This is a genomic window from Erwinia pyrifoliae DSM 12163 (assembly GCF_000026985.1).
GTDB classification, from domain to species: Bacteria; Pseudomonadota; Gammaproteobacteria; order Enterobacterales; family Enterobacteriaceae; genus Erwinia; species Erwinia pyrifoliae.
On the sequence record NC_017390.1, the window covers coordinates 1667502 to 1684301 of the forward strand.

Below are 16800 nucleotides of genomic sequence, written 5' to 3' on the forward strand. Positions count from 1 at the left end.
TGGTTTTCTGTGCAGCACATTCGCCTGCTCATATGCTGCTTTAAAATTAAAACCATTGATAAGGAAACTGTCTTGATTTCGCTGTTCGCTCAATCGCTATGCGCTCACGCGCACTGGCGACTCAAATAGCATAGATTTTCTGTTGAAACCATTTTCTTCATCGCGTGAAGATTTTTCTTCGCTTTTGTACTTAAAAATGAAGTAAACCACTTCATCAGATGAAGAAAAACATTCTGAAAGTTAAATTCAAAAGGGCGAGAGCCGGGTTTTAGCGATTGAGCGCATTAGCGAAATCAAGACCAGTCATTTACCCAAGGTTTTTAAGTTTTGCGTAGTGTGAGCAAGCGAGCATGTAGCTATGTAAAACGTTATTACTACAACATTCAGACCATACAGGCATTGCTGGTTGCCCCTCAGAGGCAAAGAAGCAAATGCCCTGTTATAGTTTTTTTTACTAAATAAAAGAAGAAGATCTTCCCTCCCCATGAACCCCACTGGCACAACATGAAGTTGTGAGGGGTTTAAGGACACAATTAAGAAAAACGTTTTTTAATTAATAAAAACTGGCGGCACGTCCAGTTTTAGTAAATATTTTTCAGTCGAAACCCACTGGTGAGATTTAAAATCTCACATGGTTGTAATCCTTTTTACTTTATTAATACTATTAAATATATTACCGGGCGTATTTGTCATTATATTCATAGAGTTACAGAAAAAAGGTTATGTTGAAGCATATCCTGGGTTATGAAATTACATAACTGCGGTGATGTTTAAAGATAACCATAGTTATGCTTCAACATAACTTTAATAATGTTGCGTTATTAACTGGCGTTCTGGACGAGCGTCCACTTTTATTAAACTTTTTCCATTTATTTTTGACTTTTTTATTGACAATAGTGTTAAATGTATTAATAACAAAATAAATATAATAATAAAAGGATAAAGTCATGCAGAATATAAACTTTAAAATAATTGAGCGAATGACACCGGAACAGTTACAGGATTATATAGATAAAAACCACTTCTCTGATACGCAAGCGCTTAAAATATACCAGCACCATAACAAAAACCATAAAAACGAAATGCGCTATATAGCCAGAAAAGAAGGAATAAGGTCTATTGCAAAAGGCATTGACTATGTTCATATGTTCACTAAAAACTTCGAACAACTCGCTAATATGGATATATCCAGCAACGAACTAAAAGTGATAGCTAAGATCCTTAATAAGATGGAGTTTGGTAACTGCTTTCATGTTTCACAGGCAAAGCTTTGCAAAGAACTCAATATCAAGAAATCAAACATGTCTATTATTTTCAAAAAGCTCAAAAGCAAACCGATAATCATTGACAAAGACGGAGATCTTTTTATGAACTCAAATATATTTCTCAAAGGTTAGTATCACGCAATTAACGAAAAACAGCGTCCTAACGTTCAGAAAGCGCAAGTATTCAATGTTGCCGACAATCCCATGTTCCAGAATGTTTACTCTTACCACTCAGAGAACGATATTAATGAGAGCCAGTCAGAAACAGAAAAGATCGCTTCTCAGGATCAAGATGAATCAACCAAACCAGTTTTAAACNTGATCCTACCCACGTAATGTGGACACAGCCCTAAGCGAGGTTCTGGTTTTCAAATTGTTCAGGACTAAGGCCGCCACAGGCACTGTGACGACGCCACCGATTGTAATCACACTCGATATAATTAAACACCGTTGTCCGCATTATTTCCCGGCTGGCAAAGCGTTCTCCGTGGATACATTCCACCTTCAGCGAATGAAAGAAGCTTTCCACGCAGGCATTGTCATAACAGCAGCCTTTTGCGCTCATGCTCCCGCGCAGATTATGACATTTCAGCAAGCTCTGATAATCCGATGAACAGTACTGCCCACCACGGTCAGTGTGAACAATCACTTTTTCAGGACGTTTTCGCCGCCACAACGCCATCTGCAGTGCGTCGCAGGCCAGTTGTGCGGTCATACGCGGCGACATCGACCAGCCAATGACGGAACGCGACCACAGGTCAATGACCACCGCCAGATACAGCCAGCCCTCATCTGTACGTAAGTAGGTGATGTCACCTGCCCACTTCTGGTTTGCGCCGCTGGCGTAAAAATCCTGTTTCAGCAGGTTCTCTGACACGGGCAGGCCGTGTTCACGATAACTGACCGGACTGAACTTGCGGGCCGCTTTCGCCCGCAGCCCCTGACGTCGCAGGCTGGCGGCAATGGTTTTGATGTTGTACTCCGGCAGCTCGTCAGCAAGACGAGGTGCGCCATAACGCTGTTTTGCCTCAGTAAATGCCTTACCGACGGCCTTATCGCAGATGAGGCGGAACTGCTGGCGCGGGCTGATTTGATGGCGACGCAGGCACCAGACATACCAGCCGCTTCGGGCAATTCTAAGCACACGACACATGGCCTTGATACTGAACTCAGCCCGATTTTTTTCGATAAAGACATACTTCATTTCAGGCGCTTCGCGAAGTATGTCGCGGCCTTTTGGAGAATGGCCAGCTCCTCAGCCTGCTCCGCCAGTTGCCGCTTAAGGCGGGCAATTTCAACAGACATTTCCTGCTCACGTTCAGAAGAGGAATGTGCATTTTTGAGCTTGCTGCGCCAGGCATAAAGCTGCGATTCATACAGACGGAGTTCACGGGCAGCTGGAGCCACACCGATACGCTCAGCAAGTTTCAGGGCTTCGTTGCGAAATTCAGGCGTATGTTGTTTGCGTGGCTTTTTGCTGGTTGATGCTGGTTTTGTCATGAGTCACCTCTTGCTTGAGAGTTTACTCACTTAGTCGCGTGTCCACTATTGGCGGGTAGGATCAACCTTCCCGGTTAGCATCCAGAAAATCAGCCCACCATTGCAGCATAAGCCTGCGCTCATCCAGATGTTCGGCCTGGTGGGTATAGGCTGCGCGAACATTATTGAGTTCCTGATGGCTCATCTGGCGTTCAACGGCATCCTTAGACCATTTACCCGACTCAATAAGAGAACTGCATGCCATTGTGCGAAAACCGTGACCGCAGACGTCTTTCTGCGTGTCGTAGCCCATAGTGCGTAGTGCTTTGTTGACCGTATTTTCACTCATGGGTTTGTCGGCATAGTGGTCGCCGATAAAGATGAAGTTATGGTCGCCACTGATTTCCTGTATTTCTCTCAGAATGGCAATGGCCTGCCTGCTGAGTGGAACTAGGTGCGGGGTTTTCATTTTGGCTCCGCGATGTGCGTTTTTTATGCCCGGCAGTGCTTCGCGCTCACCAGGTATCGTCCAGAGCGATTTTTTAAAATCAATTTCTGACCATCGTGCAAAACGGAGTTCGCTGGAACGAATAAAGGTCAGCAGGGTCAGTTTCACTGCCAGCCGAGTAAGTAATCTTTTACGGTAACTGTCAATGCGTTCTAAAAACTCGTGATATCGTTCAAAGGGCAGGGCGGGACGGTGAGCGCGTTTACCTGTGGTAATCGCACCTGACATTTCCTGAGCAGGATTATAATCAAGAATACCCTGTAGAACGGCGTAACGCATAATGGCGGTGGTGCGCTGTTGCAGCCGCATAGCCACTTCATTAAAACCCTTATCCTCAACCGCTTTTATCGGCACCAGCAGGTCGCGGGTTTTCAGTTCTGCGATATGGCGATTGCCGATTACCGGAAAAAGATAGGTTTCCAGCGTGCGCAGAATTTTCCCTTTGTACTCTTCTGACCACTTTTTATTGCCCGCATGCCATTGTCTGGCGACCGATTCAAACGAAAAAGTGCCGCTGTTTTCCCGTTTGTCGTCCTGCTTCTTCACAACAGGGTCGGTTCCTTTCGCCAGCAGCTTTTTTGCTTCGTCACGGCGCTGCCTTGCATCAGATAAAGAGACGGCAGGATACACGCCAAGTGCCAGAGTTTTTTGCTTACCGCCAAAACGGTACTGCATGCGCCAGTATTTTGAGCCGTTGGGGTGTATGAGCAGATACATACCGAAGCCGTCAGTGAGCTTAACGGCTTTCCCGGAAGGCTTTGTATTTCTTATTTTTATATCAGTAAGCGCCACAGGACAGCCCTCCGTCTGATGGTACAAAACAGATCGAACCGGATATACCAGCAAATATACCATTAAATGAGGGTGGATGGTGCCGTACTTTATCGGACGTGGTGGAACATGGGGGAAAGGATAACTGCCTGACTGAAAAGCGGAAAGCAGACGCTATGAAACGTCTGCTGACCTGAATATGGCTCCTCTGACTGGACTCGAACCAGTGACATACGGATTAACAGTCCGCCGTTCTACCGACTGAACTACAGAGGAATTGTGTGAACGGGGCGCATACTAACGGCGTGGCGGGCGAATGTCAAAGAACTATCGCTGGTGTGCGGTGCGTTTGCTGATAAAAGCAGCATGGGATTGCCAGAAAATATTTGGCTGAGCCGCGAGCCGGTGCAGTTCGGCTTCGTCGATCGTGCAAGCCTGAACCGCTCAACAAAGGCGAAGCTGAATATCAGCCTGCATGCGGAGCAAAGGGTCGGCTCGCTCAGCATCGCCTCTCAGCAGATGGTCGAAGCGGCGGTTGCCGCCAGTCTGGCCCAAACTTCAGAAAGCCTTTCTCCCCTTTTTCCTTGCCTGGTCAACATGCCGGCGGTACTGCCGGTGATGATCTTCCTGGCGGTGGCCCTCATCTTCCATATCGCCTTGAAACATACCCGCTACGGTAAATATGTTTATGTTATCGGCGGTAACGTGTTGTCGGCGAAGGTCTCGGGGATTTACGGCAATCAATATTTGGTGATTGTCTGTACCGTTGCGGGGGGCTGTCGGGTCTGGCGGGCGGATTACGGTTACCCTGATTGGTGCGTTAATCCCTGGGCTTATCCAGAGTGGTTTTACCTTTTTTAAGCGTAGATGCGTAGATGCAGGATATTATCAAAGGCATGATTATTGTTGCTGCGGTCTTCATCGACAGGTGCCGCAACCGTAAAGCGCACCAGGCCAGCTGGCATCAGGCTGCGATGAGCGTCTCCCGCACAGCCAGATCGCACCTTGTGCACCATCAGCGAGCAATGGCTGAAACACAGCGCTGGCATTGATAGCCAGCGGGATGCAGCAGGCCATCAGATCCTCTTATTTCACCGTCTGTCAGACGGCAAATTTTCATATCCGTATGCGCCATTCTTTTCTGGCGCGCTAATTGCATAAATCCCTGGGTCAGAATGAAAACTTATTATAATCGCCAGCATTACTGGCATTGGGGATACGCTACGGGGGCACCATTGAATTTAAGACGACTGAAGTATTTCGTTAATATAGTCGATACCGGCAGCCTGACTCAGGCCGCTGAAGTCCTGCATATTGCCCAACCGGCGCTCAGCCAGCAGGTAGCGACATTGGAAAACGAGCTGGACCAACAGCTGCTGGTTCGCACCAAGCGCGGTGTGACGCCAACCGAAGCGGGCAAAATCCTTTATACGCACGCGCGGATCATTTTGCGTCAGTGCGCACAGGCCCAAACGGCGGTGATCAACGCCGGACAGGTGATGGCCGGGCAGGTATCCTTTGGCTTTGCGCCGGGGCCGGCGGCGGCCTCGCTGACCGTGCCACTGCTGCAAACCGTACGTGAACAGTTCCCGGATGTAATGGTGTATCTGCATGAGAACAGCGGGGCGTCATTAAACGAAAAAGTGATGAACGGACAGCTTGACATGGCGATGCTATACGATCGTGCACCGACGGCCGGCATTATCAGTATTCCGTTGATGAAAGAAGAACTCTGTCTGGTGGGCGCCGGTTCTTGCCCGGGGCAGAGCATTGACCTGGCTGACGTGGCTGAAATGGCTATGTTTCTGCCGCGAGGCTACAGCGCGGTGCGTAAGCGCATCGATGAAGCTTTCACATTGCGTCGTCTTAGCGCTCGCATCGTCGGGGAAATTGAATCCATTGCCACTCTGACTGCCGCTATTTCCAGCGGGATGGGCGTATCGGTTCTGCCCGAATCTGCCGCGCGTACGCTGACCAGCTCCACGCAAGCCTGGATGGCGCGCATCACAAACCCAACGCTTAATCTGCCGCTGTCATTGAATTATTCCGCTAAACAGCCGCTGTCACCCTCTGCCCAGGCGGTGAAAAGCATCCTGTTAGCGCTGCTGCAAAAGCCGAAGGCAGAAGATCGCGAGCTGCAACTGGTGAGCTAATCTCCCCTGTAAGCCAGGCGTACCGGCGTACGCCTTATCACTAAAAAACATATAAAACTTTTTTTTATTATTTGTTGCTATCGATTTGCATCCTTAACATGTTGTCAACCAGCAGACAACAGATGGAGTGAATCGCGTGAATTTCCAGCAACTTAAAATTATTAAGGAAGCCGCCCGCTGCGAATTTAACCTTACCGAAGTGGCTAATGCGCTGTTTACCTCCCAGTCTGGCGTCAGCCGCCATATTCGCGATTTGGAAGATGAACTGGGCATAGAAATCTTTATCCGCCGTGGTAAACGTTTGTTGGGCATGACCGAGCCGGGCAAGGCGCTGTTGACCATCGCCGAGCGTATTCTCGATGAAGCAGGTAAGGTCAGGCGTTTGGCCGATGTGTTCACCAACGAATCCAGCGGGGTATTGACCATCGCCACCACCCATACGCAGGCGCGCTACAGCTTGCCGAAAGTGATTAAGGCTTTTCGCGTACTCTATCCTCAAGTGCGTCTTGAACTGAATCAGGGGTCACCGCAGGAAATTGTCTCGATGCTGATGACGGGTGAGGCAGATGTCGGCATTGCCAGTGAGCAGGTGGTGAACAATCCGGCGCTGGCCGCATTCCCGTGGTTTAGCTGGCATCATGCACTGCTGGTGCCTCAGGGTCATGAGCTGCAGCAGCAACAGCCGGTTTCGCTGGCCGCACTCAGCCGCTACCCGCTGATTACCTACCGCCAGGGGGTAACCGGGCGCTCCAGAGTTGATCGTGCCTTTCAGGCCGCCAACCTGCAGGCGGATATCGTGCTCAGCGCTCAGGACTCGGACGTGGTGAAGACCTATGTTGAACTGGGCTTAGGGGTAGGTATCCTGGCGGATCAGGCCTGCCAGCTGGAGCCACATTCGTTGCTGAACCGCCTCGATGCGAGCCATCTTTTTGAAACCAACACCGTCTGGCTGGGGCTGAAACGCGGTCAGCTGCAGCGCAACTATGTCTGGCAGTTCCTTGAACTGTGTAACGCCAACCTGTCTCTGGAAGAAATTAAGCGGCAGGCGCTATCGGCGAATGAGGAAGAGCCAGCAATCGATTTTCAGATCTGAGCACGCGGGTGCAAAGCTTTCCGGCGTCGGGCGTCCAGACTCCGGTTACGCAACCGAAGAGCACCAGGAGATGAATGTGTCTCACTTCGGCAGTCTGAGCTGAACAAAGCCATCGGACTGGACGGTACGCTGAATGTTGGACATGGCTGTGACATGCGATGAAACCGCGACCGGGTGTTGTCTGATTTCTGTTGTGGCGCTGGTGAGTTCAGCGTTCAACATCTAAAGTGGCAACCATATGGATCTCAATTTAGTGGGTTTTATTCCCGCACTGTTACCCGTCGCGCTCTCCCCCGGCGCGAGTTTTACGCTGGTGATGAACGGCGCGCTGGCGGGCGGGCCGAAAGGGCTGCTCACCACGCTGGCCGGAACCGCCCTCGGCATATACACCCACGCACTGCTGATTGGTTTGGGTATTACAGCGGTACTGGTCGCCTCTCCGGCCGTATTTGGCATGCTGAAGTTTGCCGGCACGGCTTATCTTCTCTGGCTGGGAATTCAGCTTATCCGTAGTGGCTTGAAAAAACAGCAACCCGAGCCTGATAGCGCGCTAACCGTCACGCTTCAGGGCGCGTGGTTGGCTAATGTACTGAACCCTAAAGCCATCATGTTTTATCTGATGGTGGTGACACAATTTGCCGGCAGTTACGGAGGAGTCGGTCACTATCTGCTTCTGGCCTCTGTACATATCATGGTGATGACTATCTGGCTTGTCGCTATCAGCTATGCGCTGGTGTTCTCGGCGAGAAAAGCCAATTCATTAACGCTGAAAAAATACGTCAATATCGCTGGCGGCATCATGCTGATTCTCTTTTCCGCTGGCAGTCTGTTTCATTAAGCGTGATTTACCTGCACCCCGTAGGCTTAAACCGTCGTTCCCTCCAGTCGTTGACCTCACCTTGCCATCATCTTGCCGCCAGGGATGTCACCGCGTATACGCCCGCGCATTTGTGCCGTTTTTGGGGTAATTCAGTTTATTATATCGCGCAAGTAACCGCCACGTTGTTTAATGTGGCGATGAAGCTGATGGATTAGGGGGTTGTGTCGATGGTGATCCACGGCATAAGGAGCCGGGCCGGGGCCGATAGTAAAGCCGTTGGGCGATCTCGTTGACGAGCGCCTGAAAGGTGCGGTGCCGGAGCTGCGTCAGGCTGGCTTGATGAACATGAAGCAGGGGATATTGCCTTGTCGTCAAACAACGACAGGCAAAGGCGGGTATAAGCGCCAGTTTAATTACGACCTGTTAGCAACAGTGAAGGGAAGGAGCAACATGCCCGCACCGATTCGATATGTACAGGACAGTTCGCATTTTCCGTCGGAGACCGACGTGGTGGTGATCGGCGGCGGCATTGCCGGAACGGCCGCAGCGTATGAGCTGGCAAAAAAAGGCGTCAGCGTGGTGCTGATTGAAAAAGGGCTGGTGGGTGGCGAACAGTCGAGCCGTAACTGGGGATGGTGCCGTCAGCAAAACCGTGACGAGCGTGAACTGCCGCTGATTATTTATGCCCTGCAACGCTGGGGTGAACTCGGCGCGGAGACCGGCGAAGAGCTGGGCTTTCGTCGCAGCGGTCTGGTTTACGCCACGCAAAACCAGCAGGATATTAACGCGTGGGAAGCCTGGAACACGATGGCGCAAGGCTACGGCGTGCACAGCGAAATTCTCAGTGCAGAACGCGCCAAAGCGATGACGCCGGGCAGTACCAGCCGCTGGCTGGGCGGCGTCTGTTCGCCCACCGATGGTCATGCGGAGCCAGCGCTGGCGGCTCCCGGACTGGCGCTTGCCGCCCGGCGTCTGGGCGCGAAGCTGTTTCAACAGTGCGCGGTGCGCGGGCTGGATATTTCAGCGGGTCAAGTCAGCGGCGTGCTGACCGAACGCGGCCTGATTAAAACCCGCCGGGTGATCTGCGCGGGCGGGGCATGGACGTCAATGTTCTGCCGCCGCCACGGCATCGATCTGCCGCTGGGGAACGTGATCGGCACGGCGTTCCGCACCGCACCGCTTGAACAGCACATTGCGCTGCCGCTGTATACGCCTGGCTTTGCCTGCCGGCCACACATCGACGGCAGCTACACGGTTTCCGTTTCCGGCCGTGGCCGCCTTGAACCGGGCGTACAGAGCTTGCGCTATGCGCGCCAGTTCTATCCAGCGTTCAGGGCGCGGCGTAAGCATCTGACGATTGCCCCAGGCCTCAGCCCGTTTTTCCGTGGACCTGAATCGCTGGCACGCTGGCAGATGGACGGCGTATCCCCGTTTGAGCAAGTGCGTATTCTCGACCCGCGTCCGGATCTGGCGCTGGTGGAGGAAGGACTGACGGCGATGCGCAATGAATTCCCGCAGATGGCGGCGGTGCGTCTGGAGCAGGCCTGGGGCGGCATGATCGACAGCACTCCGGATGCCGTACCGGTGATCTCCGCCGTGGGCAAACTGCCCGGCCTGATTGTCTCGGCGGGTTACAGCGGCCACGGTTTCGGCATCGGGCCGGGAGCGGGGCGGCTGGCGGCCGATCTTGCCACCAACGACAGTCCGGTTGTCGACCCGACGCCGTTCCGTTATGAGCGCCTGATCGATGGTTCCGGCCTTGACGCGCCGGGCATGATGTAAGGAGCAGAGATGACAATTAAACTGGTTTCCATGAACGAAAGCCATCTGGATGGCGCATTTGCCCTGACGCAGCAGCTGCAGTGGCCGCACCGCCGTACCGACTGGCAGCAGATGTTGCAACTGGGTGAAGGACTGGTGGCGCTGGAAAACGGTGCGCCGGTGGGCACCACGCTGTGCTGGCGCTGGGGGCGCGACTACGCAACCCTCGGTTTGGTGATCGTCGATGCGCGCTGCCAGCGGCGCGGTATCGCCAGGCTGCTGATGCACGCCACGCTGGAGCGCCTTGGCCACTGTCGCGTGCGCCTGCACGCCACGGCAGCCGGTCAGCCACTGTATGAACAGCTGGGTTTTGTCACCAGTGGCCAGGTTGTGCAGCATCAAAGCCGCGCACTCGCAGCGGTGAGCGCTATCCCGTGCGCAGCACGACAACGACTGCGCAGCGCAACGTCTGAGGATGCGGCGATACTGACTGAACTCGATCGCCAGGCGCTGGGGCCGGCACGAGCGCCGCTGATAGGCCAGCTGCTTGCCAGCGCGGTGCGCGTGCTGGTACTGGAGGAAGACGACAGGGCAGCGGGATTTGCCTGTCTGCGCCGCTTCGGTCACGGCTATGTCATCGGCCCGGTCGTTGCCGCCCGTGCGCAACAGGCACAACTGCTGGTCAGCGCGCTGTTAAGCCACCTTGGCGCGCAGTTTGTGCGCATTGACAGCCCTGTTCAGGCGGGGCTGGCCCCGTGGCTGGACAGGCTGGACATGGTGCAGGTTGATGCGCCAACGACCATGTACAAAGGCAAGCCGTGGCAGCCGGAAGCGGGCGGGATGCAAACCTTCGGGCTGGTGAGCCAGGCGCTGGCCTGATGAATATCGTCTATAAATCTGACCCCGAACGCGGCCGGCAATGGGCGGCACTGTTAGCCGAAATGGCCCCTTCTGCCCACTTTCGCCAGTGGCCGGACGTCGGCGATCCGCGTGAGGTGGATTACCTGGTGGCCTGGCAACCGCCGGACAATCTCATGCAGCAGTTTCCTGGCCTGAAGGTGCTGTTCTCGGTGGGAGCCGGAGCCGATCAGTTCGACTACGCCAGCCTGCCACCGCATCTGCCGGTGGTGCGCATGATCGAACCGGGGCTGATCGCTGGCATGGTCGAGTATGTCACCTTCGCCGTGCTCGGCCTGCATCGCAATATGCCGCGCTACCTGCAACAGCAGCGTAGCGGGATTTGGCAGGCGCACTTTGCTCCGTCAGCCGCACAGCGGCGAATCGGCGTGATGGGGCTGGGCAGTCTCGGCGAGGCGGTACTGAAACCCCTGCTGGCGCTGGGTTTCGACTGCGGCGGCTGGAGCCGAACCCCGCGCGAACTGCCCGGCGTGCACTGCTGGGCGGGCGACGAACAGCGCAACGAATTCCTCGCACGCAGCGATATTCTCATCTGCCTGCTGCCTCTGACCGCCAGCACCAGCGGGATGCTAAACGCCACACTGTTCCAACAGCTGCCAACGGGGGCGGGGCTGGTTCAGGTGGGGCGCGGGGCGCAGCTTAATCATCAGGATCTGATCGACGCGCTGGACAGCGGGCAGCTGGGTGCGGCAGTGCTGGACGTGACCGCGCCGGAACCGCTGCCTGACGGGCATCCGTTCTGGCAGCGGCCGGATATCTGGCTGACGCCGCATATCGCCAGTCAGACCCGACCCGAAAGCGCGGTGAAAGCGCTGCTGGAGAATATTCGCCGTTTTGAAGCAGGAGAAAACATGGTCGGCGTGATTAACCGGCAACAGGGGTACTAGCATGGATATCAATAAATGAGTGGCGCTGCGGCGCGATATTCACCCGTATCCTGAACGCGGCTGCCCGGAAACAGCGCACCCGCCAGCGACGGCAACGTGCGCCGTCGCTGGCGGGGCTTAATCTGCCGGAGCGGAAAAAACTGCTGGCGCGCTCATTACAGCCTGGCCAACAGCCTTGATGCGTGCCTGCAACAGCTGGCAGCGAACTCCGTGGCATCGGTTTTATTAGCGGCTATCAAGCGCATATTGACCTGACTAAAATCTCTGATTTGATGACGGTGTTCACTGAAATGATGCTTTACGGCCACCGTGGTGAAGATTTTTGTTAAGTCAGAAGGTGCCATCCGCGCCGTGGCTGGGCTGACGGATTACCCTCTGCTTACCGGGAGTTACGGCTATCTGTCGCGCCTTATCACCGGCAGTATTGAGCATGACCAGCAGGTTGCCGCAGCGCTGTTTAATGCCGGTATCGATGTTGATCGAGACTTCAGTGACACCGTTATTAAGTCGCCAGTAATGAACAGCAGCGCGCCGCGAAGATCGCTGATGACCCGTCATATACGGGTGAATGCTGACGTGATGGGGAATGGAAGTATCATCTGCAGTTGGAGTGAGGGACGGCTAAGTATTTTCGTTATTGCTCTCCTGAGTCAATCTGTTCGATGAGGCAGGAGAGCAAGGTCGATTTATTTATCGATTTGAACGTTGTTGACGCTATATTTTGTCGCTGGATCAAGCTCTACATGGGTCATTTTAACAATGATTTTCTGTTTAGCATTCTGTCCATTCAGATTAACCACACCGCTTCCTTTCGAGGTAATGTCCTGGTAGCTGATATTTTTCCAGTCTGCTTGTTGCGAACCGGACTTATTTTCATAAACCGTATCAATGACAATAGGATTTTTGACATTCGTCATGGTGACATTTTTATAGATGACGCCATCAACTTCACCGGCATTCGACCGATCGCTTTTAATCCGCAGGCCATTTTCCGTGCCGTTCAGGGTTAAATCATCTACCAGCACGTCATAAATACCGTTTGTTTCGCTGCCAATCGACATGCCGTGCCCGAAGCTAAAGGTATTATGGATAACGGAGATATTCTGCGCCGGGCCTTTGTGAGAATAAGCTTTGATAGCGACATTATCATCACCCGTGGAGATATTGCTGTGGGCGATAGTCACATTTTCAGACGATATCGGATCGATGCCATCGGTGTTTCTGGCATCACGCGGTGTATTAATGGTGGTATTCCAAACCGTCAGACCATTACTCTTGTCAAAGACAACATGGAAATTAGGTGAGTTGAGCAGGGTAATATCATATAAGGTAAAATCGGTACTGTTAGTGATTTGAATAAGGCGCGGAGCATTTTGCTTCATGGAGGTGTTTTTTGCCATTGCGGCAAGCTGCCACCAGCTGGTCTTTTTATCCTCCAGCAGCGCACCGCCTTGCCCGTCGATCGCTCCCTTGCCGTAAATGCCGCTGTTTTTGCCGTTGGAAACCGTGATAAGGGCGTGACATCCTTTGCCGCTTTTATCCAGCACGCCGCAAGAATTCCTCGTCTGATCAAACGCTGCGGCGTTGTTGACCGCTTTAAGACTGACCCCGCTGTCCACCCAGAGATTTTTGCCCGACGGCAGGCTTAACGGGCCGCTCAGAAAGACCGCACTGCTGGCTGATTTTTGCAGTTTTACCGCCTCGCCTGGCGCGCAGTTATTAAGCGCATTTTGTATCGCATCAGTACTTATTCCCGGGCCAGCCTGTAGAACGCTACAGACAGCGGGATATTCCGGCTCGGATACGCTTCGCATATCCCCGGCTTCACACTGTCCGCATGACAGTACGATCAATGCCGTTATTTTTGTAATATTATTCATGATGATAGTAATCCCTGGATATAAAAAACTTAATAAATAAGGTGGCAGACTAGTCATCAAAGATACCATTTTTAACTGGAAAATTCCTAAAAAAAGGATACGGGCGTCCAGTCGGGGTTTGCCCGTTACGTTAATTAACCGCTGGCGAAGTCAGGTGTGATTATCACCGCGTTTGATATAACAGCATAAATGGTTTTTTTAGTTTTTTTTGCGTAGCTGTGGGCGATAGCATATCCGGCTATCTCTGAACGATCGATATGAAGGAAACAGAGTTTGGAAAATAAAATGGAATAAGCGTTAATATCAGATGGCTTATGAGCTGAGCTATTTATTCCAGCTTCTATCCAGTGCGGATTCAACAAAGTTAGTAAATTATCAGATGGCGCGTTCGCAGTGCGAATAATTAAACAAGATTCAGGATTTATATAATAAATAACAGGATAGTCTTAGTGGTTAATGATGACTGGCGGCCGACCATCTTAGGGCTAATCTTCCCCAGGCAGTTGTTGCGCAACATCCCACCACAGCTTATTTAAGGCAAAGTCACGATCGGTCTTATCCCGAGGCTTTTGCCAGGGTTTATCAAGGATAAAGTGGATATTTTTGACCCGCGCAAGCTGCCAGACAGCAGGATGCTGATGCGGCAAGGTCTTAAGTGCATTATATATCCAGGGCAGCGGCCGCCAGCGCGCACGATAAAACTGATTAAGGAAATCTTGTTCGGGGAACCTGTATTCCGTCAGATCATCCATCGCTGCAAGCGCGATCAGCATGTTATCAAACACCTCATTGTCCGGCTTCAGCAGCAGAAAACCGCTGTTCAGGTAGTTATCTACCTTATCGGCTTGTTCAACGTGATCGACGCCCGTACACCAGCTGTAGAAACAGTTTTCAGCTATCCAGCTGGCCGGATAGCTGGCTAACTTTCCAGGATTACAGCGGCAGGCGTGGCAGGCGGCAATGGTGCCGTCCGCTAGCGGATGGCTGAAAAGCTCATCCATATTTTGCATCACCAACATGTCGGCATCAAGAAAGGCGACCTGCTCAAATTCAGTTAAGGCCCAGACCGCCAGCTTAGTCCAAACTTCAGAAAAACGCGCGTGGGCATAACGTTCTGACAGCTGTGGGTTGGGGCGGATTGGCGCAACGTCACGCAAAATGCAGCCTTGCTGCTCCAGCCGCTGACGTGCTGTGGCATCAATATTTCCGGTTATCATCACCACCAGCGGATAGCGGCTTTGTGACGCCTGAAGTGAGGCGTGCAGCGTTCGTACGCCCGGCAGATAATCTGGCTGCGTCAGTAAAGTGACCCAGGCTTTCATTGCTTACTCCTTCATCCAGCATTAACACCTGGGATGGATGACTGAAGCTGTGTTGTGAATCTCAACAATAGCTTATGGCAAAATTAGCCTGTCTCCGTTGCCTGACGTCGCACTTTTAATCGGTCATTAACAGTTCGTATCGAGGGTAATAACTGCGCTGAATAAAAAGTAAAGCGGGGAGACAGCTGCAAGCGTTAAGCGTAGAAGGGAAATCGTATTTTTGCCGAATAAGCGGACTAAAACCCGCCTGGTTCGTTTTTTTGCACCACGTATTCGACAGGACGCAGATAGCGCAAAGTCGCATCGATAACCAGCTGGCGGTTACGCGCAAGAATCTGTTGTTCGCTCTCATTGTTAGCGAACAGAGTATGGAAGGTGTAGCGGTTAGCCACGCAGTGTGTACAGATACTGCTGATCAGGCGATGCACGTCGACGGTGGCTATCCTTGGGTCAAATTCTCCACTCTGTTTACCGCGAACCAGAATCTCCTCCAGCACTTGCAGGGCGCTTTGGTTAAGCGTTTTGAACGCGTCTGACTGAGTGATATAGCGACCGCGTATCAAGTTTTCACTACAGATAAGTCGTATAAAATCAGGATGGGTAACGTGATAGTCGAAGCTGGATTCAGCCAGGCGAGCTATAGCTTGCGATGGGGTCATTGCTGACAGGTTAAGCCCGGCTTCATGTTGGCGCATTTCCTGATAAACAAGATGCAGCACGGCGATGTAAAGCCTTTCTTTATTATTGAAGTGGTAAACCACCATACGTTTGGTGGTTTGCGCGTGTGCCGCTATTTGCTCCATTCGGGCGCCCGTCAGACCGTATTCGGCAAACGTTTTTAATGCACTGGCAAGGATGCGTTTCTTTAATCCTTCAGGATCGTTTTTGCGTTTGGCAGGGATTAGCATAACCGTTCAACATCCGTCGTTCTTTCACTGAAATCTCTGCCAGAGTATCGCCAGTTGAGGCGGCTTACAAATCTGCCTGCTCTACAGGGTGTTAAACCAGGGATGAGTGCGTTCAATAACGCTGATATGGTGCTGTTTCATTCGCTCAGCCAGCTGTGCCGTTCCCGGCAGCGAATGGCCACGCAATAGCGCTTCTGCGGTAACGGCAAACGCAACGATGCCCCGGGCGGCAATATCGGCTGCGGCAATATAACCCGTTAGCAGGTGGTGATTGCCACAGCTCTCCTCCTGCTTGTGTCGGCAGCTCACCAGCAGATTGGCTAAAACCAGGTACAGATGATGCGCATCTCCCAATAAGGCGACACGGCAACTGGATCTGTTCAGCACTTTGTTGAGTTGGGCAAATACCGCCTGGTGATCTTCAGCACTGAACAGCATGGCCAACGTTTTTTGCCAGCATTGATAGGTAAGCAGAAATAGCCTGTATTGAACCAGTGACAGGCTGGCATGCTGCCAGGGGAAATGCTGGCTGAATACCGCGACGTTGTGCTGCAGCTGAGTAAACCGAGATGCATCGTTAGGCTCTTCAGCCAGCAGAGGAGCCAGCTGGTCAATAAACGCTGATATCTCCTTCTCTGCGTTGGACGTAAGCAGCGGCAGAGCTTTACGCTGCTGCAGGAGTTTCAATAACGTGAGGTCGTAAAACGCAGCGCTCACGACCTCCCCGGCTAATAATGCCCGGTTAAGTTGTTGGATAAGTTCGGCTGACTGCACCGTAGATCGCTGTTGCAGCAGGGTCTTATGCAGCTGGAAATAGGCCGGAGATGGGCTGAGTTCAGTATTCATCGTAAGCCTCGCATTGAAGGTGGCTCCAGCCGATGGCCGGAGAAGTGCCACAAAGTATGGCAGATAATACTTAGTGCTAAAGGCGTAAGGCTTTTTTCAGCAACAATCCATTCCAACGTTGAAGCATGTTGGCTGGTCGGGCTTTATCCCGTCATTAACCGGAGGTTGAGTCAATACTGCTTATTTATT

14 protein-coding genes, 1 tRNA gene and 1 pseudogene are annotated in these 16800 nt (G+C 52.3%); 8 read left to right on the plus strand and 8 right to left on the minus strand.

Going from position 1 to position 16800, the window contains the following annotated elements; all coding sequences use genetic code 11:
• Nucleotides 1-947: 947 nt before the first annotated feature.
• Nucleotides 948-1397 carry a hypothetical protein gene (locus EPYR_RS07355; RefSeq protein WP_012667772.1) on the plus strand — a complete coding sequence of 150 codons (450 nt, stop codon included), beginning with the start codon at nucleotides 948-950 and terminating at the stop codon, nucleotides 1395-1397.
• A gap of 217 nt (nucleotides 1398-1614) precedes the next feature.
• On the opposite strand, the gene EPYR_RS07360 is transcribed toward EPYR_RS07355, so the two are convergent.
• From EPYR_RS07360 to EPYR_RS07375, 3 genes are all read right to left on the minus strand, one after another.
• A protein-coding gene (locus tag EPYR_RS07360) for an IS3 family transposase (protein ID WP_104944977.1) occupies nucleotides 1615-2765 on the minus strand; the annotation gives its coding sequence in 2 pieces (ribosomal slippage) (nucleotides 1615-2507 and nucleotides 2507-2765; 1152 coding nt in all).
• Between the two features lie 61 nt (nucleotides 2766-2826).
• Nucleotides 2827-4044, minus strand: coding sequence for a tyrosine-type recombinase/integrase (locus EPYR_RS07370; protein WP_012667773.1), 1218 nt, complete (start codon nucleotides 4042-4044; stop codon nucleotides 2827-2829).
• Between the two features lie 179 nt (nucleotides 4045-4223).
• Nucleotides 4224-4299, minus strand: a tRNA-Asn gene (locus tag EPYR_RS07375).
• 222 nt (nucleotides 4300-4521) lie between these two features.
• On the opposite strand from EPYR_RS07375, the pseudogene EPYR_RS07380 reads away from it, so the two are divergent.
• The 7 genes and pseudogenes from EPYR_RS07380 to EPYR_RS07415 all read left to right on the plus strand — a co-directional run.
• Nucleotides 4522-5075 (plus strand): annotated as a pseudogene (locus EPYR_RS07380) (ABC transporter permease subunit); the annotation flags it as partial.
• Nucleotides 5076-5258: 183 nt separating this feature from the next.
• Nucleotides 5259-6176 carry a nitrogen assimilation transcriptional regulator NAC gene (gene nac / locus EPYR_RS07390; RefSeq protein ID WP_014544552.1) on the plus strand — a complete coding sequence of 306 codons (918 nt, stop codon included), beginning with the start codon at nucleotides 5259-5261 and terminating at the stop codon, nucleotides 6174-6176.
• A 136-nt stretch (nucleotides 6177-6312) separates the two neighbouring features.
• Complete coding sequence (cbl, locus tag EPYR_RS07395) at nucleotides 6313-7269, plus strand: HTH-type transcriptional regulator Cbl (protein ID WP_012667776.1); 957 nt, start codon at nucleotides 6313-6315, stop codon at nucleotides 7267-7269.
• 238 nt (nucleotides 7270-7507) lie between these two features.
• Nucleotides 7508-8107, plus strand: coding sequence for a LysE family translocator (locus EPYR_RS07400; RefSeq protein ID WP_012667777.1), 600 nt, complete (start codon nucleotides 7508-7510; stop codon nucleotides 8105-8107).
• A gap of 432 nt (nucleotides 8108-8539) precedes the next feature.
• Nucleotides 8540-9871, plus strand: coding sequence for an NAD(P)/FAD-dependent oxidoreductase (locus EPYR_RS07405; RefSeq protein ID WP_012667778.1), 1332 nt, complete (start codon nucleotides 8540-8542; stop codon nucleotides 9869-9871).
• Between the two features lie 9 nt (nucleotides 9872-9880).
• Complete coding sequence (locus EPYR_RS07410; protein ID WP_012667779.1) at nucleotides 9881-10729, plus strand: GNAT family N-acetyltransferase; 849 nt, start codon at nucleotides 9881-9883, stop codon at nucleotides 10727-10729.
• The gene (locus EPYR_RS07415) at nucleotides 10729-11655 is read left to right on the plus strand and encodes a 2-hydroxyacid dehydrogenase (RefSeq protein ID WP_012667780.1); all 927 of its coding nucleotides are present in this window, start codon (nucleotides 10729-10731) and stop codon (nucleotides 11653-11655) included. The genes EPYR_RS07410 and EPYR_RS07415 overlap by 1 nt, the downstream gene beginning before the upstream one ends.
• 330 nt (nucleotides 11656-11985) lie before the next feature.
• Here the strand turns inward: EPYR_RS07415 and EPYR_RS20600 are convergent, their stop codons facing one another.
• The 5 genes from EPYR_RS20600 to EPYR_RS07440 all read right to left on the minus strand — a co-directional run bounded on the left by EPYR_RS20600 (nucleotide 11986) and on the right by EPYR_RS07440 (nucleotide 16611).
• Nucleotides 11986-12213 carry a hypothetical protein gene (locus EPYR_RS20600; RefSeq protein WP_157861014.1) on the minus strand — a complete coding sequence of 76 codons (228 nt, stop codon included), beginning with the start codon at nucleotides 12211-12213 and terminating at the stop codon, nucleotides 11986-11988.
• Between the two features lie 128 nt (nucleotides 12214-12341).
• Nucleotides 12342-13535, minus strand: coding sequence for a glycoside hydrolase family 28 protein (locus EPYR_RS07425; protein WP_014538821.1), 1194 nt, complete (start codon nucleotides 13533-13535; stop codon nucleotides 12342-12344).
• A gap of 485 nt (nucleotides 13536-14020) precedes the next feature.
• Complete coding sequence (locus tag EPYR_RS07430; RefSeq protein WP_012667783.1) at nucleotides 14021-14857, minus strand: glycosyltransferase family 8 protein; 837 nt, start codon at nucleotides 14855-14857, stop codon at nucleotides 14021-14023.
• 236 nt (nucleotides 14858-15093) lie between these two features.
• Nucleotides 15094-15765, minus strand: a complete 672-nt coding sequence (locus EPYR_RS07435; RefSeq protein ID WP_012667784.1) for a TetR family transcriptional regulator — start codon at nucleotides 15763-15765, stop codon at nucleotides 15094-15096.
• An 81-nt stretch (nucleotides 15766-15846) separates the two neighbouring features.
• Nucleotides 15847-16611 (minus strand): hypothetical protein, encoded by a 765-nt coding sequence (locus EPYR_RS07440; protein WP_012667785.1) that lies wholly within the window; start codon nucleotides 16609-16611, stop codon nucleotides 15847-15849.
• Nucleotides 16612-16800 lie beyond the last annotated feature (189 nt).